At 69.2% G+C, this 21,644-nt stretch carries 19 protein-coding genes; 10 read left to right on the forward strand and 9 right to left on the reverse strand.

Annotation, left to right across the window (positions count from 1 at the left end):
* Positions 1–37: 37 nt before the first annotated feature.
* From dcd to apbC, 3 genes are all read right to left on the reverse strand, one after another.
* On the reverse strand, positions 38–607 hold the full coding sequence (gene dcd / locus SY91_RS15325) for a dCTP deaminase (protein ID WP_006398615.1): 570 nt from the start codon (positions 605–607) through the stop codon (positions 38–40).
* A 113-nt stretch (positions 608–720) separates the two neighbouring features.
* Positions 721–1,257 (reverse strand): superoxide dismutase [Cu-Zn], encoded by a 537-nt coding sequence (sodC, locus tag SY91_RS15330; RefSeq protein WP_011545956.1) that lies wholly within the window; start codon positions 1,255–1,257, stop codon positions 721–723.
* A gap of 133 nt (positions 1,258–1,390) precedes the next feature.
* Positions 1,391–2,482, reverse strand: a complete 1,092-nt coding sequence (apbC, locus tag SY91_RS15335) for an iron-sulfur cluster carrier protein ApbC (RefSeq protein ID WP_023477952.1) — start codon at positions 2,480–2,482, stop codon at positions 1,391–1,393.
* Between the two features lie 352 nt (positions 2,483–2,834).
* Between apbC and SY91_RS15340 the strand changes: the two genes are divergently transcribed.
* Positions 2,835–3,482 carry an OmpA family protein gene (locus SY91_RS15340; RefSeq protein ID WP_006478111.1) on the forward strand — a complete coding sequence of 216 codons (648 nt, stop codon included), beginning with the start codon at positions 2,835–2,837 and terminating at the stop codon, positions 3,480–3,482.
* A gap of 379 nt (positions 3,483–3,861) precedes the next feature.
* The gene (metG, locus tag SY91_RS15345) at positions 3,862–6,018 is read left to right on the forward strand and encodes a methionine--tRNA ligase (RefSeq protein WP_043888627.1); all 2,157 of its coding nucleotides are present in this window, start codon (positions 3,862–3,864) and stop codon (positions 6,016–6,018) included.
* 94 nt (positions 6,019–6,112) lie between these two features.
* Here metG and SY91_RS15350 read toward each other — a convergent pair whose 3' ends face one another.
* Together SY91_RS15350 and SY91_RS15355 are read right to left on the reverse strand one after the other, a co-directional pair.
* Positions 6,113–10,156, reverse strand: a complete 4,044-nt coding sequence (locus SY91_RS15350) for a translocation/assembly module TamB domain-containing protein (protein WP_023477948.1) — start codon at positions 10,154–10,156, stop codon at positions 6,113–6,115.
* A 40-nt stretch (positions 10,157–10,196) separates the two neighbouring features.
* Complete coding sequence (locus SY91_RS15355) at positions 10,197–12,011, reverse strand: autotransporter assembly complex protein TamA (protein ID WP_069233000.1); 1,815 nt, start codon at positions 12,009–12,011, stop codon at positions 10,197–10,199.
* A 249-nt stretch (positions 12,012–12,260) separates the two neighbouring features.
* Here SY91_RS15355 and SY91_RS15360 point away from each other — a divergent pair, with 249 nt between their 5' ends.
* The 4 genes from SY91_RS15360 (at position 12,261) to panD (ending at position 14,859) form a co-directional block, all read left to right on the forward strand.
* A complete protein-coding gene (locus SY91_RS15360) occupies positions 12,261–12,449 on the forward strand; it encodes a DUF3460 family protein (protein WP_006478107.1) in 189 nt (62 codons plus the stop codon).
* Positions 12,450–12,453: 4 nt separating this feature from the next.
* On the forward strand, positions 12,454–13,326 hold the full coding sequence (locus SY91_RS15365) for a segregation and condensation protein A (protein WP_006478106.1): 873 nt from the start codon (positions 12,454–12,456) through the stop codon (positions 13,324–13,326).
* A 262-nt stretch (positions 13,327–13,588) separates the two neighbouring features.
* Positions 13,589–14,428: a pantoate--beta-alanine ligase gene (gene panC / locus SY91_RS15370; protein WP_023478052.1), complete on the forward strand. Its 840-nt coding sequence runs from the start codon at positions 13,589–13,591 to the stop codon at positions 14,426–14,428.
* Between the two features lie 44 nt (positions 14,429–14,472).
* Positions 14,473–14,859: an aspartate 1-decarboxylase gene (gene panD / locus SY91_RS15375; RefSeq protein WP_011545962.1), complete on the forward strand. Its 387-nt coding sequence runs from the start codon at positions 14,473–14,475 to the stop codon at positions 14,857–14,859.
* Between the two features lie 141 nt (positions 14,860–15,000).
* On the opposite strand, the gene SY91_RS15380 is transcribed toward panD, so the two are convergent.
* From SY91_RS15380 to SY91_RS15395, 4 genes are all read right to left on the reverse strand, one after another.
* On the reverse strand, positions 15,001–15,660 hold the full coding sequence (locus SY91_RS15380; RefSeq protein WP_023478053.1) for a ParA family protein: 660 nt from the start codon (positions 15,658–15,660) through the stop codon (positions 15,001–15,003).
* 147 nt (positions 15,661–15,807) lie between these two features.
* A complete protein-coding gene (locus SY91_RS15385; protein WP_023478054.1) occupies positions 15,808–16,221 on the reverse strand; it encodes a DoxX family protein in 414 nt (137 codons plus the stop codon).
* 153 nt (positions 16,222–16,374) lie between these two features.
* Positions 16,375–16,512 carry a hypothetical protein gene (locus SY91_RS15390; RefSeq protein ID WP_023478055.1) on the reverse strand — a complete coding sequence of 46 codons (138 nt, stop codon included), beginning with the start codon at positions 16,510–16,512 and terminating at the stop codon, positions 16,375–16,377.
* A gap of 73 nt (positions 16,513–16,585) precedes the next feature.
* A complete protein-coding gene (locus SY91_RS15395) occupies positions 16,586–18,100 on the reverse strand; it encodes a cobyric acid synthase (protein ID WP_043888670.1) in 1,515 nt (504 codons plus the stop codon).
* 74 nt (positions 18,101–18,174) lie between these two features.
* Between SY91_RS15395 and cobU the strand changes: the two genes are divergently transcribed.
* The 4 genes from cobU to SY91_RS15415 are packed head-to-tail and all read left to right on the forward strand — an operon-like array spanning position 18,175 to position 21,590.
* A complete protein-coding gene (gene cobU / locus SY91_RS15400; protein ID WP_034174444.1) occupies positions 18,175–18,729 on the forward strand; it encodes a bifunctional adenosylcobinamide kinase/adenosylcobinamide-phosphate guanylyltransferase in 555 nt (184 codons plus the stop codon).
* Positions 18,723–19,667 carry an adenosylcobinamide-phosphate synthase CbiB gene (gene cbiB, locus SY91_RS15405; RefSeq protein ID WP_105797908.1) on the forward strand — a complete coding sequence of 315 codons (945 nt, stop codon included), beginning with the start codon at positions 18,723–18,725 and terminating at the stop codon, positions 19,665–19,667. The genes cobU and cbiB overlap by 7 nt, the downstream gene beginning before the upstream one ends.
* Positions 19,660–20,676 carry a threonine-phosphate decarboxylase CobD gene (gene cobD / locus SY91_RS15410; protein ID WP_023477169.1) on the forward strand — a complete coding sequence of 339 codons (1,017 nt, stop codon included), beginning with the start codon at positions 19,660–19,662 and terminating at the stop codon, positions 20,674–20,676. The genes cbiB and cobD overlap by 8 nt, the downstream gene beginning before the upstream one ends.
* Positions 20,673–21,590 carry a cobalamin-binding protein gene (locus tag SY91_RS15415; RefSeq protein ID WP_034174443.1) on the forward strand — a complete coding sequence of 306 codons (918 nt, stop codon included), beginning with the start codon at positions 20,673–20,675 and terminating at the stop codon, positions 21,588–21,590. The genes cobD and SY91_RS15415 overlap by 4 nt, the downstream gene beginning before the upstream one ends.
* Positions 21,591–21,644 lie beyond the last annotated feature (54 nt).

Here is a 21,644-nt window from a genome sequence, read left to right on the forward strand (position 1 = left end):
GGTCACCCGGAAACTGGTGAGACGTTATGCAACCAGATCAGGTTTTCGGCAGCGTGACACCGCGCTGCCCCTGATACTTGCCGCCGCGATCGGCGTACGACACGTCGCACACCTCGTCGCTTTCGAAGAAGAGCACCTGCGCGACGCCTTCGTTCGCGTAGATCTTCGCGGGCAACGGCGTGGTGTTCGAGAATTCCAGCGTGACGTAGCCTTCCCACTCCGGTTCGAACGGCGTCACGTTGACGATGATCCCGCAGCGCGCGTAGGTCGACTTGCCGAGGCAGACGGTGAGCACGGTGCGCGGAATGCGGAAATATTCGACGGTGCGGGCCAGCGCGAACGAGTTCGGCGGGATGATGCACACGTCGCCCTTGAAATCGACAAACGAACCCTCGTCGAAGTTCTTCGGATCGACGATCGTCGAGTTGATGTTCGTGAAGATCTTGAATTCGTCCGCGCAGCGGATGTCGTAGCCGTAGCTCGACGTGCCGTAGCTGACGATCCGGCGGCCGTCCTCGGACGCGCGGACCTGATCGGGCACGAACGGCTCGATCATCTTGTGCTCTTCGGCCATGCGCCGAATCCATTTGTCGGACTTGATGCTCATATCGGGGCGCCTGGAAACGCTGCGTGACGGTCAGGGGAAGGCCGCTCGCGCAGGGCGGCGGCCGGGAAAGGCGGACATTTTACGCGATCATCGGCTCACGCACGCGGCGGCCGTCAACGGATCACGCCGCAGGCCAGCGCGGGCCCCGCGCCATGCTGCGGAAACGCCGGGTCGCTCGAGTCGCGGTGCACCAGCGCCGCGCGGTTCATCGCCGAGCGCACGCCGTCGAGGGCCAGATCGGGCGCGACGATGAAGCCGGCCGCGACGCCGTTCGCATCCGCATGGATGTTGCCGAGATCGCCGGCGACGCGCGCGCCCGCGCGCAGCCGGTCGGCGGCCGGCGCGAACACCTGGCCGGCGCTCGAGCCGTCGCCCGCGTTGCAGTCGCCGCGCTCGTGCACCTGCAGTGCGTGATCGCTGTTCGGCGGCAGGCCGACCAGATTGTAGGTGACCTGCACACCGTCCGGGCGCTCGACGAACGTCACCGCGCCGCGCGCCTGTGCGCCGACCGTCGGCTGCAGTTGCGCGTCGGCCCGTTTTTCGTGCGACGAGGAAAAGGAGGTACAGCCGGCCAGCAGGCCCAGCGCGGCGGCGGCCAGCAGCGCGCGCCGCGCGCGGCCGGCGCGCACGCCGTGATGTCGTTGTTTCATTCGATCCTCATGCCGGCTGGCGGCCGTTTGACACGACGGCCGCGCCGGGCGGGTAAAGGGACCCGGGAAAAGTCGCCATGATACCGCGCCTCGCGGCGCCGTAAACAGCGTGAGGCCCCGCCCCGCAAGGGTTTTACGTATTTTGAACAACGATCGACGGGAACTTCGACGTCATGTCGCGCGATCGCTCGGCAATCGCCAGCGCGACCCCGCGCGCGATGTCGCGGTAGCGACGCGCGAGCGCGCCGTCCGGCTCGGCCGCGACCGTCGGCGTGCCGCTGTCGGCCCGCTCGCGGATCGCGATGTCGAGCGGCAGGCTGCCGAGCACGTTCACGTCGTAATCCTTCGCCATCCGTTCCGCCCCGCCGGCGCCGAAGATGTGCTCCTCGTGGCCGCAGTTCGAGCAGATGTGGATGCTCATGTTCTCGACGATGCCGAGGATCGGAATCCCGACCTTCTCGAACATCTTCAGCCCCTTCTTCGCGTCGAGCAGCGCGATGTCCTGCGGCGTCGTGACGATCACCGCGCCGGTGACGGGCACGCGCTGCGCGAGCGTGAGCTGGATGTCGCCCGTGCCGGGCGGCATGTCGACGATCAGGTAGTCGAGCTCGCGCCAGTTGGTCTGGCGCAGCAGTTGCTCGAGCGCCGACGTCGCCATCGGCCCGCGCCACACCATCGGGTTGTCTTCCTCGATCAGGAAGCCGATCGAGTTCGCCTGCAGCCCGTGGCCGACGAGCGGGTTCATCGACTGGTTGTCCGGCGACTCGGGGCGCTGGCCGTGGATGCCGAGCATCGTCGGCAGCGACGGGCCGTAGATGTCGGCGTCGAGAATGCCGACCGACGCGCCTTCCGCGGCGAGCGCGAGCGCGAGGTTGACAGCCGTCGTGCTCTTGCCGACGCCGCCCTTGCCCGACGCGACCGCGACGATGTTCTTCACATTCGGCAACAGCTTCACGCCGCGCTGCACCGTATGCGCGACGATCTCCTGCGACACGGCGACGCGTGCGTCGCGCACGCCCGGCACGGCCTGGAGCGCCGCGGCGACGCGTGCGCGCACGTCATCGTGCTGGCTGCGCGCCGGATAACCGAGCACCACGTCGAGCGCCACGACATCGCCGTCGATCGCGACGTTGCGCACGCCCTTGTTCGCCGCGTACGGGCGGCCGGTATTGGGGTCGACGACTGCCGCCAGCGCGGCGTCGACTTGTGCCCGGTCAATGCTCATCAAAACTCCGTGAAAACGTTTTTCTCGCGCGCAAACGTCAAAAAATATCAAATTACGCTGCGAAAATCGGGAAAAGTGAAAGAATCTGTTGCACGCCATTGCGCGAACGCGCGACCCGGCGCACTCTTCGCGTGCGGCATGCTATAGGGCCAAATCGGCCGCTCACCGCCTATATTGTAGAGGCTGACGCGTCGCGCTGCCCGAACAGCCACGCTGACGGACAGGGCATGCGACCGCCTCGGCGGCTGCCGCGAGCGCAGGCCGGCCCTCCTTTTTCGGACGGCCCGCGCAGGGAGCCATAACTGTTGTTTGTCGTCGTTGTCGACTCGTTCAACCAAGAGAGGAATCCAAGATGAACATGAAAATCGCGACTCGCCTGTCCGTATTCGCACTCGCCGGCGCACTGCTGGCAGGCTGCGCCACGCAGCAAGGCAACAATACGGCCGTCGGTACCGGCACGGGCGCGGCGCTGGGCGCGGGGATCGGGGCACTGGCCGGTGGCGGCAAGGGCGCGGCGATCGGCGCGGGCGTCGGCGCACTGGTCGGTGGCGTGACGGGTTACAACTGGCAGGCGATCAAGAACAAGCTCGCACCGTCGGCGGCGCAGACGGGCACGCAGGTCACCGAGCAGCCGGACGGCTCGCTGAAGCTGAACGTGCCGAGCTCGGTCACGTTCGCGACGAACCAGTACGCGATCACGCCGGCGTTCACGCCGCTGCTGAACGACCTCGCGACGACGCTGAACCAGAACCCGCAAGTCACGGCATCGATCGTCGGCTACACGGACAGCACGGGCTCGCAGCAGCTGAACCAGACGCTGTCGCAGAACCGCGCGCAAAGCGTCGTGAACGCGCTCGTGCAGCGCGGCGTGAACGGCGGCCGTCTGTCGGCGCAAGGCATGGGCCCGTCGAATCCGATCGCGGACAACGCGACCGAAGCCGGCCGCGCACAGAACCGCCGCGTCGAGATCTACCTGCGCGCGCCGCAACAGCATCAGTAAGCGCGACCACGAGAGGAATCGTGCGGGCATCCTGCCCGCACAGCCCCGCCGGATAAGGCTTTCGGCGGAGCCGGTAACAAATCGAAAAAATTTTCGAACTTCTGTCGCAGGCCGTGGTCAGTATTTACGGTACGTGGCTGGTGTTGCCGGCGCGTCACCATTCTCCTCTTGTCGTTGTTGCTCCGGGGCCGTATCCGCCCCGGTTTTTTTTGCCCGCAGAATTCATGCTGCATCGCAGCATCGCGCTGCCGGCCGCGGCATCTGGGTGACCTCCTCCCTGCAGCCGGCCGGTCCGCGGCACCCGCCCGCCGCGCGAGCCCGCGCCCCTGCTAGAATCGCAGTTTCCCGTCGTTTTTCCCGCTGTTCTTCTCCAGACCCTATGTCCGCATCCGACCTCACTTCCGTGCAGGCTGCGGCGCCGCAAGGCAGCCGCCAGATCCTCGTTACGTCCGCACTGCCCTATGCCAACGGGCAGATCCACATCGGCCACCTGGTCGAGTACATCCAGACCGACATCTGGGTGCGGACGCTGCGAATGCATGGTCATGAGGTCTACTACATCGGCGCCGACGATACGCACGGCACGCCGATCATGCTGCGCGCGGAGAAGGAAGGCCTGACGCCGAAGCAGCTGATCGACCGCGTGTGGACCGAGCACAAGCGCGACTTCGACAGCTTCGGCGTGTCGTTCGACAATTTCTACTCGACCGATTCGGAAGAAAACCGCGTGCTGAGCGAGAACATCTATCTCGCGCTGCAGGAAGCCGGCCTGATCGCCGAACGCGAAATCGAGCAGGCCTACGACCCGGTCAAGGAAATGTTCCTGCCGGACCGCTTCATCAAGGGCGAGTGTCCGAAGTGTCACGCGAAGGACCAGTACGGCGACAGCTGCGAGGTGTGCGGCTCGACCTACCTGCCGACCGAACTGCTGAATCCGTATTCGGTCGTGTCGGGCGCGACGCCGGTGCGCAAGACCTCGAAGCACTACTTCTTCCGCCTGTCCGACCCGCGCTGCGAATCGTTCCTGCGCGAGTGGGTGAGCGGCCTCGCGCAGCCCGAAGCGACCAACAAGATGCGCGAATGGCTCGGCGACGCCGGCGAATCCAAGCTCGCCGACTGGGACATCTCGCGCGACGCGCCGTACTTCGGCTTCGAGATCCCCGGCGCGCCCGGCAAGTATTTCTACGTGTGGCTCGACGCGCCGGTCGGCTACTACGCGAGCTTCAAGAACCTGTGCGAGCGCAACGGCATCGATTTCGATGCGTGGATCCGCCCGGGCTCGAAGGCCGAGCAGTACCACTTCATCGGCAAGGACATCCTGTACTTCCACACGCTGTTCTGGCCCGCGATGCTCGAGTTCTCGGGCCACCGCACGCCGACCAACGTGTTCGCGCACGGCTTCCTGACGGTCGACGGCGCGAAGATGTCGAAGTCGCGCGGCACGTTCATCACCGCGCAGAGCTACATCGACACCGGCCTGAACCCCGAGTGGCTGCGCTACTACTTCGCCGCGAAGCTGAACGCGACGATGGAAGACATCGACCTGAACCTCGACGACTTCCAGGCGCGCGTGAACAGCGACCTCGTCGGCAAGTACGTGAACATCGCGAGCCGCGCGGCCGGCTTCCTGATCAAGCGTTTCGACGGCCGCGTGCAGGACAGCGCGATGAATCATCCGCTCGTCGCAAAGCTGCGCGATGCGATTGCGCAGATCGCCGCGAGCTACGAAGCACGCGAATACGGCCGCGCGCTGCGCCACACGATGGAGCTCGCGGACGAAGTGAACGCGTACGTCGACGGCGCGAAGCCGTGGGATCTCGCGAAGGACCCGGCCAATGCGGTCGCGCTGCACGAAACCTGCAGCGTGAGCCTCGAGGCCTTCCGCCTGCTGTCGCTCGCGCTGAAGCCGGTGATGCCGCGTGTCGCCGAAGCGGTCGAGGCGTTCTTCGGGATCGCGCCGCTCGCGTGGGCCGACGCCACGAAGCCGCTGTCGTCGGCGCAGCCGATCAAGGCGTACCAGCACCTGATGACGCGCGTCGATGCGAAGCAGATCGAAGCGCTGCTCGCCGCGAACCGCGATTCGCTGCAGGCCGAGGCAGCCGGCGCGGGCGCCGCGGGCGCCAATGCCGCGAAGGATGCGAAGAGCAACGCGAAGGCGAACGCGAAGCCGGCGGCCGTGAACGGCGCCGACGACGCACCGATCTCGATCGACGATTTCGCGAAGATCGATCTGCGCATCGCGAAGATCGTCGCGTGCCAGGCGGTCGAAGGCTCGGACAAGCTGCTGCAGCTCACGCTCGACGTCGGCGAGGAAAAGACCCGCAACGTGTTCTCGGGCATCAAGTCCGCGTACCAGCCTGAGCAACTCGTCGGCAAGCTGACGGTGATGGTCGCGAACCTCGCGCCGCGCAAGATGAAGTTCGGCCTGTCCGAAGGGATGGTGCTCGCCGCGTCGGCCACCGACGAGAAGGCGGAACCGGGCCTCTACATCCTCGAACCGCACAGCGGCGCGAAGCCCGGCATGCGCGTGAAGTAAGTCGAACGCGCAGTTGCTGCTTGCGCAAAAAAGCCCCGCACGAGTTGCATCGTGCGGGGCTTTTTTATTGCTGCCCGGTATGCCGCGCCCTTCGTCAGCGCTGCCCGAACCAACGGTCGAACCGCCGCGTGTAGTTCAGGTCGACGCCCTGGAACGTGCCGCCGTACGCGGACACCGACCAGAAGCGCGTCAGGTTGATCGTCGCCTTGAACGCGTTGGCCGCCGATTGCAGCCCCTGCTCGAAGCCGAGCACGAACCGCTCGTTGATCGCCTTCGACACCAGCACGACCTGCGGATCGGTCAGGCCGACCTCGCTGCGGCCGACCGACACCTCGTCGAGACCGAAGGTCTGCGCGACCCGCTTGCCGGTCACGCTGCCGAGCAGCCCGAGCGCCGCCGTCATCGCCCCCTGCTGGCCGACGTTGTTGCCCTGGTCGGTGCCGTGCCCGAACAACAGCCACGACAGCTTTTCGTTGTCCGTGACGTTCGGCTCCGACACGAGCTTGACCGTCAGCGACTGGATCGTGCCCGTCACCTGCACGCCGGCCTCGACCTCCTGGTTGCGCCGCATCGCAAGGATGTTGACGCCCGGGTTCGACACGGGGCCGTTGAACGTGAAGAAGCCGTTCTCGATCGCGAGCTTGCGGCCGAACGTCGTGTACGTCGAGCCTTCGGTCACGCGCACGTTGCCGACCGCGCGCAGCGGCACGCCCGGCGCGCTCATCACGGTGATCGTGCCGCGCAGCCCGAGATCCGCGCCGTGGCCCTTGAAGCGGAAGTTGTTGCCGAGCCCGACGTCGATGTTCGCGCGCGGCGCCAGCGACGGCGCCGGCTTGTTTTCAACCGGCTTCGGCTTCGCGGCCGCGGTGCCGGTGGGCGTCTCGCCGCGCACCGTGCCGTCCGGCTGCACGATCACGACGTCGTCGGACAGGTGCGGCGCCGATTGCTCGGGCAGGTCGAACAGCGCGCGGTCGACCACGAACTTGCCGTCGATCGACAGCGCGCCGCGCGGCCCGTCGTTCGCGACGGTGGCCTTGCCCGACAGCGACAGCTTGCGGTCCGGCGCCGCGAACAGTTCGAGCTTGTCCGCGACGATGCTGGCGGTCAGGTCCGGCGCCTCGCCGTCGAGCCGCACGCGGCCGAGCGCGCGCAGCGTGCCGTCGCCGCCGTGAAATTCGACCTGCTGGAATTCGACGAGGTTGTCCGACAGCTTCACGCGCACGATGCCGTCCTTCAACTGCACGCCCTGGTCGATCAGCGTCGCGGAAAGCTCGTCGCCCGTCAGCGTCCCCGACAGGTTCGGTTTCACCGGCGTGCCGGAGACCGTGAGCTTCAGCGCCGCGCGCCCGCCGAGCAGGTAGCTCGGCCCGAACAGGTTGCCGGTGGTCTTCAGCGCCGGAATGTCGGCGTCGATGCGGCCCGCCAGCGGACCGTCGTCGACCATGCCGAACACGCCGTCGCGCAGCGCGAACGGCACCGTGACGTTCGCGTCGAGCGTGCCGATCCGGCTCGCCTTCGCGAGCGCCGTCACGTTGAGCCGGTTGCCGGGCGCGAAGCTCGCGCGGGCGGACAGGTCGGTCAGGCCGAGCGATGCGATACCGCGCCCGGTCTCGATCGTCACGTCGCCGCCGCGTCGCTTCACCTGCACGTAGCCCGTCGCGTTCGCGCCGAGTGCGAAATCCCAGTCGGCATCGAGCATGACGTCGGTCCGCACCGGCGGCCGCTGGCCGGTCAGCGCCTGGCGAACCTCGAGGAAACGCGCGACCGACGCGCCGGTCACGGCGCCCGCCGAGCGCATCTGGCCGCGGTCGAACACGAACGATTTCAGGTCGATCGCCGCGCCTTCGAGCGTGAGCCGCGTCGCGCCGAGCGTCACGCGGCCGGCGCCGGCCGATATGGTCAGCGGCGCCTGCAGCGCGAGCGCCGGCGTGCCGCGATTCGCGAGCCGCGTGACGGTGCCGTCCCAGCGCATGCCGTCGCGGTTCTCGACCACGCCACCGTTCGCCGCGAGCGTCAGGTCGATCACGCGGCCGCCGGCCACTCCGAGCGCCGACGCGTCGAGCGTGTGCTTCGCGCGCGTGCCGTCGAGGTTCGCGCGCAACGATTTCAGCTGGAACGAACCGAGCGCGATGTCGGACGCGTCGGCCGTGAACACGAGCGCGCCGTGCGCGCCATCGCGGATGTCCGCGCGGCCCTGGGCGGTGCCGATCCGGTTCGACCCGACGACGACGTGCTCGGCCTTGTAGGTCGCCGTCACGTTCGGATGCGCGAAGCTGCCGGTCAGGTCGCCTTGCGCCTGCACGAGCCCCTGGACGCCGAAGCCGAGCCGGTCGAGCTGCGGCGCGTCGACGACGAAGCGCAGCCGGTCGCCGGGCGCGCCGAAGCTGCCGCGCAGGTCGACGTGGTTGCCGGCGATCGACAGGTTCGCGTTGCTCGGCAGGATTCGCGAGCCGGCGAGCTGCACGACGCCGGCGCCGGTCAGCGGCACGCCGTCGTACAGGCTGTCGGCGAGCTTGAAGGTCGCCTTCGTCGACACCTGCGGCGCGAACGCGCCCGACGCGGTCAACGTGCCCGATACGCGTGTCTCGCCGCGCTTGGCCGGGGCCTTGGCGGCCGTCGCGGGCGCCTTGCCGCCGCCCGCCTTCGGCGCGCTCATCGCGGCGAGCAGCAGCGGATCGAACGCGGTGAGCGTCGCCTTCGCGTCGTAGCTCGAATGCGCGTCGTGGCGGAACACGCCCGTCAGGTCGATGCGCCCCTTGCCGGCCGTCACGCGCGTGTCGCTCAGCACGGTCTGCTGCTGCGTGAGCGCGACCTTGGCGCGTGCGCCGAGCGCGAGCTTCGGATCGTTCAGGTTGAAATCGACGGTCGTCACGTCGCCGGCGAGCGTCACGCCGAGCGGGCCGCCGAGGCGCATCGGCCGCAGCTCGGCGACGAACGCGTTCAGGTCGAGGTTCGCGACCTTCAGGTCGAAGCGGCCCTTGCCGCCCGTGAGCGTGCCGCCGCCGGTCACGCTGCCGTCGCGGATCAGCTTCAGCGCGAGGCCGTCGATCCGTTGCGCGTGCGCATCGAGATGCACGGTCGCATGCGCGTCGATCACCGGCAGCAGATGGTCGCCGAGCGTGCCCGGCTTCGCGTTGACGATCGATACCGGGCCCGTCACCGCGAAACCCTTCGCGGGCGCCGAGCCTGCCGGCGCGCTCACCGGTGCGAGTTCCGCGCGCACCGCCAGGTCGGCCGCGGGCGCGCCGGGCGACAACGCTTGCGGGTTCACGTGGTCGAACGCGAGCGACGCGCGCGTGAGCGGCACCGTGCCGAACGGCGCGGCCTCGACGTGTGCGCGCCCGTTCAGCTTCATCCCGCTCGCGTCGACGTCGGCGACGAGCGCCTCGAGCGAGCCCGACACGCGGGCCCGCGCGTCGACCGGCTCGTCCGACAGCTTGCCCGCGTAGGTCGCTTCACCGGTCAGCGCGAACGGCTTCACGCCGTCGAGCTTCGCGCGCGCGGTCAGCGCGCCGTACGGCGTATCGACGCCGTCGAGCACGAGTTCATGGTGACGGCCGTCGCTGCGGCCGTTCAGCGCGAGATGGTCGAGCTGCGTCGTCGACGTGCCTTCGTGAATGGCGAGGCGATCGACGCGCAGGTCGTCGATCCGCACCTGCAGCGGCAGGCTCAGGTCCTGCGGCGTCGTACTCGGCGTCGACGGCCCCGGCGCGATCCGCACGTCGATCGTGCCCGCGCGCAGATAGGCGATGGACAGCCGCCACGGCGCGCGGGTCAATGCCCAGCGGCCGTCGAGCCGGTCGATGCGCACCTCGGTGCCGGTGCCGTCGGGGCTCGTCCATGCGAACCCGCGCAAGCGCACGCCGGTCGCGAGCGAACCGCCTTCGAGCGTGCCCGCGAGCCGCGTGCCGAGCACCTTGCCGGCCACCTGCCACGCGAGCCGCGTCCCGCGCTCGGTCGTCACCGCGCCCAGCACGAGCGCCGCCGCCAGCACGACGAGCAGCACGACCGTCGCGAGCGTCCACGCAATGACACGCCACGCGCGGCCGCGACGCGGCGCGCGCGGCGGCGTGTCGGGTGCGCCGTCGGGCGAATCCGGATCGTGAGGCGGCGGCGTGTCGTTCGGGTCCTTCGTCATGCGGTTCGTCGTGCGGGTCGTCGTCAATAGGACGGCGGGTTCAGAAAGCGATGCCGAGCGTCAGGTACGGGCGCACGCTGTGGTTGCGCAAGCCGTACGCGACGTCGACGTTGATCGGGCCGACCGGGCTGCGCCAGCGCGCACCGACGCCCACGCCCGGGTAAAACACGCGCTCGCCCCACGCATCGGTCGCGGTGCCGATGTCGAAGAACGTCGCGGCGCCCCAGTCGCGGTTGAACCAGTGCTGGTATTCGGCCGTCCCCGTCATCAGGTACTTGGTCGGCAAAACGGAGCCGTCGACGCTGTTGCCGATGCTCTGGTAGCCGTAGCCGCGCACCGAGTTCGAGCCGCCGGCGCGGAACAGCAGTGACGCCGGCACGCCGGTCGAGCTACCGCTCGTGAACACGCCGCCGAGTTCCGCGCGGAACACGAACAGGTCGCGCTTGCCGATCGGCAAATACTGCTGCCCGCGCGCGTAGCCGCGAATGAAGCTCTCGTCGGCCAGCACGTGCTTGACCGCGAAGCCGGCCTCCGCGTGAATCAGGTTGCCCGAGCGCGGGAACAGCGGATCGTCGACGTTGCGGCGGGTCCACGCCCACTGCGGCACCAGCGCGCGGCTCGTGGTCGGCCCCGCGCCGTTCTGGTCGAGCCGATCCTGGTAGTACATCAGCGAATACGCATAGTCGATGAACTGGCCGGTGCGCGTGCGCTGCACGCCGACCCGCGCGCTGTAGATGCGCGTGTCCGACACGTTGGTGTTCGTGTACGACGCGAGCACGCTGTTGGTCCAGCCCTTCTCGCCCGGCGGCATCGACAGCTGGACCTGCCCGTACTGCTGGATCTGGTCGAGCCGGCCCGACACCGTCAGCGGCCACGCGGCGCCGAACGTGTCGAGATACGTATAGGAACCCTGCACGTGCGGCCCGGTATCGGTGGCGAAGCCGACGCCGCCGCGGATGTTGTTGTACGGAAACTCGCTGACCTTCACGTGCACGGGCGTGCGCTCGGGCTTCGACGTATCGTCGCCGACGTCGATCGCGACGCTCGCGTAGTACGGCGTGTTCTGCAACTGACGCTGCAATTCGGCGATCCGCTGCACGTCGTAGATCTCGCCTTCCGACAGCGGATTGACGTTCGTGACGATCTTTTCCGGATAACGGCGCACGCCGTCGACATCAACCTTGCCGATCGTGAACGTCGGGCCGCTGTCGAACGCGACCGCGAGCGTCGCACGCTGCGTGCGCGGATCGATGCGCGCCTCGGACGACACGATCTTCGCGCCGAGATAGCGGCGCGACTGCAGTTGCCGGAGCGCCGCGCCCTTCGCGTCGTCCCAGTCGGATTGCGTGAACGGATCGCCCGGCTTCATCGAGAACGCGAAGCGGGTCGCGGTTTCCTGCTTCGGGTCCTCGGTCTCGACCGGCCCCTTGAACGTCAGGTCGACCGTCGACACGACGGTCTGCTTGCCCGGATCGACCGCGATACGCACGTCGCGCTTGCCGTCGCGGGTGCGCACGTCGGTGCGCACGACCGGCGAGAAATAGCCGGCCGTCGCGGTCAGGTCGCGCACCTGCTGCGGCGTGGCGGTCACGAGGAAGTCGAACTGGTCGTCGCTGATGTCGTCGCGCTTCGCGAAGCGGGCAATATCGAGATGGGTCTTCAGGAGCTTGCGGATCGAGCGCGGCGCGTCGATGTCGACGTCGTACTTCGCGTGGGCCGGCAGCGCGAAGCACGCGGCCAGGCAACCCGCGAGGGCCGCCCGCGCGACGCGGGCCGCGGCGCCGGCGCGATCGCGTGCCGCGCGCGGGCCCGCGTGATGCGCCGTGTGTGCTTGCTGGTTCGACTGCCCCGCCAAATATGACCTCGCCGTCCTGGATGGTTACGGTTTCGTGGAAAACCCTGTATTTGACCACAGGGTGCCGGCGTCACAGCCAAACGATTGTGAAAGAGTGCCAAGGCGCCGGAAGGGCCGCCGCACGGTGTCCGCCGGTACCGGCCCGCGGATTCGACGCGCGATTGGCGCCGGCTGTTCCCCGCGATGCGGTAAAATCCCGCCATCGCGAATCCGGCGCACCGTGCGCCGCCCGAAACGGAAGATCCAGCCATGCCGTACCAGTCCGACGTCACGCAGTTCCTGAACCAGCTCAAGCAGCAGAAGCCGACGCTCGAGGAAGAGCAGCGCAAGGGCCGTTCCCTGCTGTGGGACAAGCAGCCGATCGATCTCGAAGAGCGCGCCGAGCAGCAGGAATCGCGCGTGAAGCAAACGTCGTACGTCTACTACCAGAACTTCTGACGACGTGAGCGCCGCCGACGAGGCCAGCGCCGCCCGGCAGGACGACGCGATCGCCGCGCCCGCGGGCGCCGATTCGACGCCCGACACGGTCGACGGTGTCGCGGCGTTCGCTCGCCTGTACGGCGAGCCGCTGTTCAAGCTGCCGCAGGATCTCTACATCCCGCCCGACGCGCTCGAGGTGTTCCTCGAAACGTTCGAAGGCCCGCTCGACCTGCTGCTGTACCTGATCCGCAAGCAGAACTTCAACGTACTCGACATCCCGATGGCGCAGGTCACCGCGCAATATCTGGGCTACGTCGACCAGATCCGCGCGTCGAACCTCGAGCTCGCGGCCGAGTACCTGCTGATGGCCGCGATGCTGATCGAGATCAAGTCGCGGATGCTGCTGCCGGTCAAGAAGGCCGACACCGGCGAGGAAGCCGAGGACCCGCGCGCCGAACTCGTGCGCCGGCTGCTCGAGTACGAGCAGATGAAGCTCGCCGCGCAGCGGCTCGACCAGTTGCCGCAGCTCGGCCGCGATTTCCTGCGCGCCGAGGTGTACATCGAGCAAAGCGTCACGCCGCGCTTTCCCGACGTGAATTCGGACGACCTGCGCGCCGCGTGGGCCGACGTGCTCAAGCGCGCGAAGCTCGTGCAGCACCACAAGATCTCCCGCGAGGAGCTGTCGGTGCGCGAACACATGAGCCTGATCCTGCGCCGGCTGCAGAACGCGCGCTTCATGGAGTTCGCCGACCTGTTCGACACGTCGCGCGGCGTGCCGGTCGTCGTCGTGAATTTCATCGCGATGCTCGAACTCGCGCGCGAATCGCTGCTCGAAATCACGCAGGCCGAGCCGTTCGCGCCGATCTACGTGCGCCTCGCGTACCTGCCCGCGTAAGGTCTTCCCTCAGCCGTTTCCCCGCTCCCCGGTTCATCCCGACGCTCGCGGCTTCGCCGCGGCGGACGGCCGTCCGGCGGGTGTCCGGCACGCCCCACTATAAAGTGAACGATCGTTCTTTTATCGATGCGTCGCGCGGCCAAATCCTCTACAATCCGCCGACGCCCGATGCGCCGCCCGCGCGCCGGCGTTCTCCGCTTCGACCCCGACGCCGCTGTCGCGGCGTCAACGCGCGCCTGCGCGAGGAACCCGCTACCCGATCATGAAAGTCATCAGCTCGATCCAGGAACTGCGCGACCAGCTGCGCGGACAGAACCGCACGGCGTTCGTGCCGACGATGGGCAACCTGCACGAAGGGCACCTGTCGCTGATGCGCCTCGCGCGCCAGCACGGCGACCCGGTCGTGGCGAGCATCTTCGTCAACCGGCTGCAATTCGGCCCGAACGAGGATTTCGACAAGTACCCGCGCACGCTCCAGGACGATATCGAGAAGCTGCAGCAGGACAACGTATACGTGCTGTTCGCGCCGACCGAGCGCGACATGTACCCTGAGCCGCAGGAGTACCGCGTGCTGCCGCCGGACGATCTCGGCGGGATTCTCGAAGGCGAGTTCCGGCCCGGCTTCTTCGCCGGCGTGTGCACGGTCGTCACGAAGCTGATGTCCTGCGTGCAGCCGCGCGTCGCCGTGTTCGGCAAGAAGGATTACCAGCAGCTGATGATCGTGCGCCGGATGTGCCAGCAGCTCGCGCTGCCGGTCGAGATCATCGCGGCCGAGACCGTGCGCGACGAGGACGGCCTCGCGCTGTCGTCGCGCAACCGCTACCTGACGGCCGACGAACGCAAGGAAGCGCCGGAACTGGCGAAAACGCTGCAGCGCGTGCGCGACAGCGTGCTCGGCGGCGAACGCGACCTCGGCAAGCTCGAGCAGCAGGCGCATACGCACCTGGCCGAACGCGGCTGGGTGCCCGACTACATCGCGATCCGCCGCCGCGCGAATCTGATCGCGCCGAGCGCCGCCGAACTCGAGGCCGGCGAGCCGCTCGTCGTGCTCGCGGCCGCGAAGCTCGGCGCGACGCGCCTCATCGACAACCTGGAAATCTGACGGGCGGCCCGCCCGCGCCCCTCACGACGCATCACGGAGACACCATGCAGCGCCACATGCTCAAATCGAAGATCCACCGTGCGGCGGTCACGCACTGCGAACTGCACTACGAAGGTTCGTGCGCGATCGACGAAGACCTGCTCGAAGCGGCGGGCCTGATCGAGAACGAACGGATCGACATCTGGAACATCAACAACGGCGAGCGCTTCTCGACGTACGCGATCAAGGGCGAGCGCGGCAGCGGGATGATCTCGCTGAACGGCTCGGCCGCGCGCCGCGCGCAGCTCGGCGACCTCGTGATCATCGCGGCGTTCGCGATGGTCGACGAAGCCGAACTGCAGGCCGGCTGGAAGCCGAAGCTGGTGTTCATCGACGACGGCAACAAGATCAAGGGCCACCGCGATCACGTGCCGACACAGAACTGGACGTAGGCCGAGCGGCACGCCCGCGCGACGTGGCGCGTGCCACCCGCGCGGCGCCGCTGGCCGCCGAAGGGCCGGACACCGTACGCCACGGTATCCGGCCCTTTCTCATTGGGTGTCGCGCCGGCAAGACGGCCGGATGGCCGGCGCTCAGGAAGCCTTGGCGGCCTTCTCGGCCTTCGGCACGCGGCGCTCGGCCCATTCGACGATCGGCCGCCACTGCTCGAGATCCTTCTCGACCCGGCTTTTCGCGACGTCCCACAGCGTCAGGCCGTGCGCGGCGATCTGCACGTAGTTCTGCGTGTCGCGCACGTAGCCGAGCACCGGCAGGCCGAGCCCCTCGACGAACCGGTGCAGCTGGTCGGACGAGCGTGTGCGCGCGTCGACCCGCATCCCGACGATCCCGACCTCGACGCTGCCCTTGCGCACGGCCTTCTCAGTGGCGAGGCGCTCCAGAAACTGCTGGGTCGCGAGAATATCGAACATCGACGGCTGCAGCGGCACGATCACCTTGTCGGCCAGTTGCAGCGCGACGTTGAGCCGCGTGCCGTGCAGGCCGGCCGGCGTATCGATCACCGCATATTCCAGCCCGCGCGGCGGCTTCGACGGCGCCTCCGGATCGAGCTCCCACGCCTCGATCGCCGGCAAGCCGGCCGGCCGCAGGTCGAGCCACGCATGCGCGGACTGCTGCCGGTCCAGGTCGGCCAGTGCGACCCACGCGCCCTGCGCCGCGAAATAGCCGGCTAGATTGGTGGACAGCGTGCTCTTCCCCACGCCGCCCTTCGGATTCGCCACCACGATGACCGTCATGAATTCCCCCGAAAAAGCCGCGCGGCGCCGGCCGCATGGCAGGCGCCGCTCGATTGCGGATACAGGGAGCGATGATATCGGCAAACGGGGGGTCACCGGAACCGGTCACGCCGAACCGCGTGCCGGTTTCGTCGGCTTTCCTTCACGTCATGCGCGCTGGAGCGCGGCCTCCCGCGCGCCGAGCGCGAACGCGCCGCCGCCCAGCAGGGCCTGCACGGCCAGCGTGACGGCCCAGAACGCCGGATATTCCCAGCCGCCGTGCGGCGACGCGAAGCTCCAGCCGTTCGGCAGATGCGCGACAACCGCGCCGAGCATGAACGGCAGCAGCACCAGCGCGGCGATCCGCACGCGGAACCCCGCGAGCAGCGCCAGGCCGCCCGCCAGTTCGACGAACGTGGTCAGGTAAGCGAGCCAGCCCGGCAGGCCGATCGACGCGAAGAACTGCGCGGTGCCGGGCAGCGTGAAAACAAAGACCTTCTGTGCGACGTGTGCGAGGTACAGCACGCCGAGGGCGACGCGCAGCAGCGTCGCGGCGAAATCGTTCAGGCGGTTGGCGTTCATGACGGAGTCCTTCGTGAGTGGATGGGAGTGGATCGCACTCTATTCGAATCGATTCGGCCGATAAACACGCCATACCGCTTAAATTGATTCCATCAAGGAACGAATCGACACAAAAAAGGGCATGACCGATCATGCCCCGCACCCGCATCCCGCTCAGTAACCGCTCTTGCCTTGCGTGGCGTCGCCGCCGGACCGGCCGCCGCCCGGCGCATACGAATCGCACGCATGCGCCACCGCCGACACGCCCAGCAGCACCGCGAGCAGGACGCCCCACCACCGTCGAGCCCTCATCGTCGCCCTCCTTCGGGCGGACCTCCGCCCTCCTCTGTTGTACGCGATCGGGCGGAAAAAGCGAGGGCCGGCCTCAACGAAACTCGGCGTACAGCGCGTCGAGGTCGAGGTGCGCGGCGAACATGTCGGCCAGCCGTTCCAGCGAAGCCTCGCGCAGCGCCGGGTAGTCGATGCGGGCCGCGCCGTCGAGCCCCGCCCACGCGAGCAGCGCCGCGCAGGCGTCGGGTGCGTCGAACAACCCGTGCACGTAGGTCGCGAGGATCTGGCCGTCGGCCGACAGCGCACCGTCGGGACGCATGCCCTCCCGCACGCCCTCCCGCCCGGCATCGGCGGCCAGCATCAGCGCGGGCGTCTCGAGCGCCGGCCCGCGCGTGTCGCCCATGTGGATCTCGTAGCCGCGCACGGCGGCCGCGCACGGCAGCGCGAGTTGCCCGGTCACGTTCTTCAGCGTCTTGTCGGGTTGCAGCGTCGTGTCGAAATCGAGCAGCCCGAGCCCCGGCACGCTGCCGGGCGCGCCTTCGAGGCCGAGCGGATCGTCGAGCGTGCGGCCGAGCATCTGCATGCCGCCGCAGATGCCGATCACCTTGCCGCCGTAGCGCAGATGGCGCCGGATCAGCGCGTCCCAGCCCGCGTCGCGCAACCACGCGAGGTCGCGCTGCACGCTCTTCGAACCGGGCAGGATCAGCAGATCGGCGTCGGGTACGGGGCCGCTCTTCCAGTACGTGAATTCGATCTGCGGATGCGCGCGCAGCGGATCGAAATCGGTGTGGTTGCTGATGCGCGGCAGCGCGGGCACGACGACGCGCAGCATGCCGGCGTCGCTCCGGGCGGCGGCGCTGCGCGCCTGCGCGGGCAGCATGTCCTCCGCGTCGAGCAGCAGCCCGTGCAGATACGGCAGCACGCCGAACACCGGCTTGCCCGTCTGCGCGCGCAGCCAGTCGAGCCCCGGTTCGAGCAGCTTGAGGTCGCCGCGAAAGCGGTTGATCACGAAGCCGCGCACGCGCGCGCGCTCGCTGTCCGACAGGCACGCGAGCGTGCCGACCAGATGCGCGAACACGCCGCCGCGATCGATGTCGGCGACGAGCACGACCGGGCAGTCGACGCGCTCGGCAAAGCCCATGTTCGCGATGTCGCCTTCGCGCAGGTTGATCTCGGCCGGGCTGCCGGCGCCTTCGACGATCACCGTGTCGTACCCGGCGCGCAGGCGCGCATACGACTCGAGCACCGCATCGAACGCGACCGGCTTGTAGTCGTGATACGCGCGCGCATCGAGGTTCATGCGGGCCTTGCCGTGAATGATTACCTGCGCGCCGCGGTCGCTCGTCGGCTTCAGCAGCACCGGATTGAAATCCGTATGCGGCGCGACGCCCGCGGCCAGCGCCTGCAACGCCTGCGCGCGGCCGATCTCGCCGCCGTCTACCGTCACCGCGCTGTTGAGCGCCATGTTCTGCGGCTTGAACGGCGCCACGCGCGCGCCGCTGCGGCGCGCGAGGCGGCACAGGCCCGCGACGAGCGTGCTCTTGCCCGCGTCGGACGTCGTGCCCTGGATCATCAGCGTGCCGCGCGGCCGCGGCTCGGGTGCATTCATCGTGTGAAAGGTGTCGCGAAGCAAAGGCGGCATTATCGCCCGCGGCGGCCCGCCCGCGCCGTTACAATCACGCGATGATTCCGCACGACCTCACCTTCGTCCTCGGCGGCGCGCGCTCGGGCAAGAGCGCGCATGCCGAGCGGCTCGCCGCCGACAGCGGCCGCCCCGTCACCTACATCGCGACCGCGACCGCCGCCGATGCCGAATTCGCGCAGCGCATCGCGCATCACCGCGCGCGCCGGCCGGCCGACTGGGGCTTCGCCGACGCGCCCGTCGATCTCCCGGGCACGCTCGCGCGGCTCGACGATTCGCACGCGTGCCTGCTCGTCGACTGCCTGACGCTGTGGCTCACCAACCTGCTGTGCCCCGCCGACGGCGAACCGCTCGACGATGCGCAGTACGCGGTACAGGTCGAGCGGCTCGAACATGCGCTGCGCGGCGCGCGTGCCAAGGTGATCGTCGTCAGCAACGAGATCGGGCTCGGCGTCGTGCCGCTCGGGTCGGTCACGCGCCGCTACGTCGACGAGCTCGGGCGCCTGAACCAGCGCGTCGCCGCGCTCGCGACGCGCGTCACGCTGCTGGTCGCCGGGCTGCCGCTCGACCTCAAGGCGGGCGCGCCGTCATGCTGATGCTGTCGCTGCCCGTCGTCGCGATGCTCGCGGTCGCGGCCGCGCTCGTCGACCGCGCCATCGGCGAGCCGGCCGGCTGGCATCCGCTCGTCGCGTTCGGTCGCTTGGCCGCGCGCATCGAAGCCGCGCTGAACACGGGCCGGCGCGGCCGCGTGATCGGCGTCGCCGCGTGGCTCGCGGCGGTCGTGCCGCCGGTGGCCGTCGCGGCATGGCTCGTCGCCGTGCTGCCCTGGCCGTTCGCCGCTGCGCTGCACGTCGCGCTGCTGTGGTTCGCGCTCGGCGCGAAGAGCCTCGCCGACCACGTCGCGCCGATCGCCGCCGCGCTGCTGCGGCGCGACCTCGACGCGGCGCGCACGCTGACCGCGCGCATCGTCTCGCGCGACACGAGCCAGGCCGACGAAGGAGCGCTGTCGCGCGCGGCCGTCGAATCGGCACTCGAGAACGGCAACGACGCGATCTTCGGCGCACTCTTCTGGTTCGTCGTCGCGGGCGGCCCCGGCGCGCTGCTGTTCCGGCTCGCGAACACGCTCGACGCGATGTGGGGCTACCGCACGCCGCGCTTCCTGACTTTCGGCTGGGCCGCCGCGCGCATCGACGACGCGCTGAACTGGATTCCCGCGCGGCTCACCGCCGCGAGCTACGCGCTGCTCGGCGACACGGCCGCCGCGTGGCGCTGCTGGCGCACGCAGGCGCGCCACTGGGACAGCCCGAACGCGGGCCCCGTGATGGCCGCGGGCGCCGGCAGCCTGAACGTGCAGCTCGGCGGCCCGGCCGTCTATCACGGCGAAATCGAGGATCGCCCGGTGCTCGGCACCGGGGCCACGGCCACCGCCCTTCACATCGTCGCCGCGCTGTCGCTGGTCACGCGCACGCTCGCGCTGTGGCTCGCGCTGCTGGTCGCGAGCGGCGCACTCGTCATGGCCACCCATCATGTCTGATTCATCCATCGCGCACGGCGGCAACCTGCATGAAGCCGCCCGCCGCCACGGCATTCCGTACGACGCGTGGCTCGACCTGTCGACCGGCATCAATCCGGTCGGCTACCCGGTGCCGCCCGTGCCGGCCGACGCATGGCGCCGGCTGCCCGACGACGGCGACGGTCTCGCGGCCTGCGCCGCGCAGTACTACCACGCACCCGATGCCGCGCACGTCCTGCCGGTTGCCGGCAGCCAGGCCGCGATCCGCGCGTTGCCCGCGTTGCTGCCGGCCGGCGACGCCGGCGTCGCGGCGCTCGCGTACGGCGAATACACGCCCGCGTTCGCGCGCCACGGCCATCGCGTCGTCACGCTCGATATCCACGCCGACACGCTGCCCGCAACGCTGCGCCACATCATCGTCGGGAATCCGAATAATCCGACGGCCGAGTGCGTGCCGACCGCGCGCCTGCTAGGCTGGCATGCGCAACTGGCGGAACGCGGCGGCACGCTGATCGTCGACGAAGCGTTCGCCGATACGGGCGCCGCGCCCTCGCTCGCGCCGCGGGTCGATCGTCCGGGGCTCGTCGTGCTGCGCTCGGTCGGCAAGTTCTTCGGGCTTGCCGGCATTCGCGCGGGCTTCGTGCTCACGCATCCCGCGCTGATCGCCGCGCTGCGCGACACGCTCGGCGCGTGGACGGTCGGCGGCCCCGCGCGCCACGCGGTCGCCGCGGCGTTCGCCGATCGCGCATGGCAAGCTGCCGCCCGTGAGCGGCTCGCGGCCGACGGCGAACGATTGGCCGCGCTGCTGCGTGCGCACGGCTTCGCGGTTCGCGCGACGCCGCTCTTCAGCTGGAGTGACGACCCGCGCGCCGCGGCGCTGCATGCCGCGCTCGCGGCACGCGGAATCTGGACGCGGCACTTCCCGACACCGTCGAGCGTACGCATCGGCCTGCCGGCGAGCGAAGCCGAATGGCAGCGCCTCGGCGACGCGCTCGCGCATTGCGTGCCGCTGCTGAAGGCATCCGCATGAGCGCCCCCATGTTCCGCCGGCTCGCGCCGGCCGCGCTGCTGGCCGCGCTCGCTCACGCACCGCTCGTCCACGCCGACGTCACGACCCGCGACGACGCCGGCAACACGGTCACGTTACCCGCGCCTGCCCAGCGCGTAATCAGCCTCGCGCCGCACGCGACCGAGCTCGTCTATGCGGCCGGCGGCGGCACGAAGCTCGTCGGCACCGTCACGTACAGCGACTATCCGGCCGCCGCGCAAGCGGTGCCACGCGTCGGCGACAACAAGGCGCTCGATCTCGAACGCATCGCCGCGCTGAAGCCCGACCTGATCGTCGTGTGGCGGCACGGCAACGCCGAGCGGCAGACCGACGCGCTGCGCGCGCTGCACATTCCGCTGTTCTTCAGCGAACCGAAGCATCTCGACGACGTGTCGTCGTCGTTGCGCCGGCTCGGCACGCTGCTCGGCACGCAACCGACTGCCGATGCCGCCGCGGCCGCCTTTACCCGAGACATCGCGACACTGCGCGCACGCTACGCGGCACGCCCGCCGGTCACGATGTTCTTCCAGGTGTGGGACCGCCCGCTGACGACGCTCAACGGCACGCATCTGATCAACGAAGTGTTCGAACTCTGCGGCGGCCGCAACGTATTCGCATCGCTCAAGCCGCTCGCGCCGACCGTGACCGACGAGGCCGTGCTCGCGGCGAATCCGGAAGCGATCGTGACGACGAGTGCCGGCGCGACCCGTTCGAACGAACCGCTGCCGAGCCTCGCGCGCTGGCGTGCATGGCCCGCGCTGACGGCCGTGGCACGCAACAACCTGTTCGCGATCGACGGCGATCTGCTGACGCGGCCATCGCCGCGCATCGCGCAGGGTGCGGCCGCGCTGTGCGAGGATCTGGATGCCGCGCGTGCGCGGCGGCCGGTGCGCTGATTTCCGGCGCGGCGGCTCGCGCGTTCATCGCGCATCGAGGCCGGATGCGTCCGG

Origin of the sequence: Burkholderia cenocepacia (assembly GCF_014211915.1) — a bacterium.
In the GTDB taxonomy this organism is placed as follows: Bacteria; Pseudomonadota; Gammaproteobacteria; order Burkholderiales; family Burkholderiaceae; genus Burkholderia; species Burkholderia orbicola.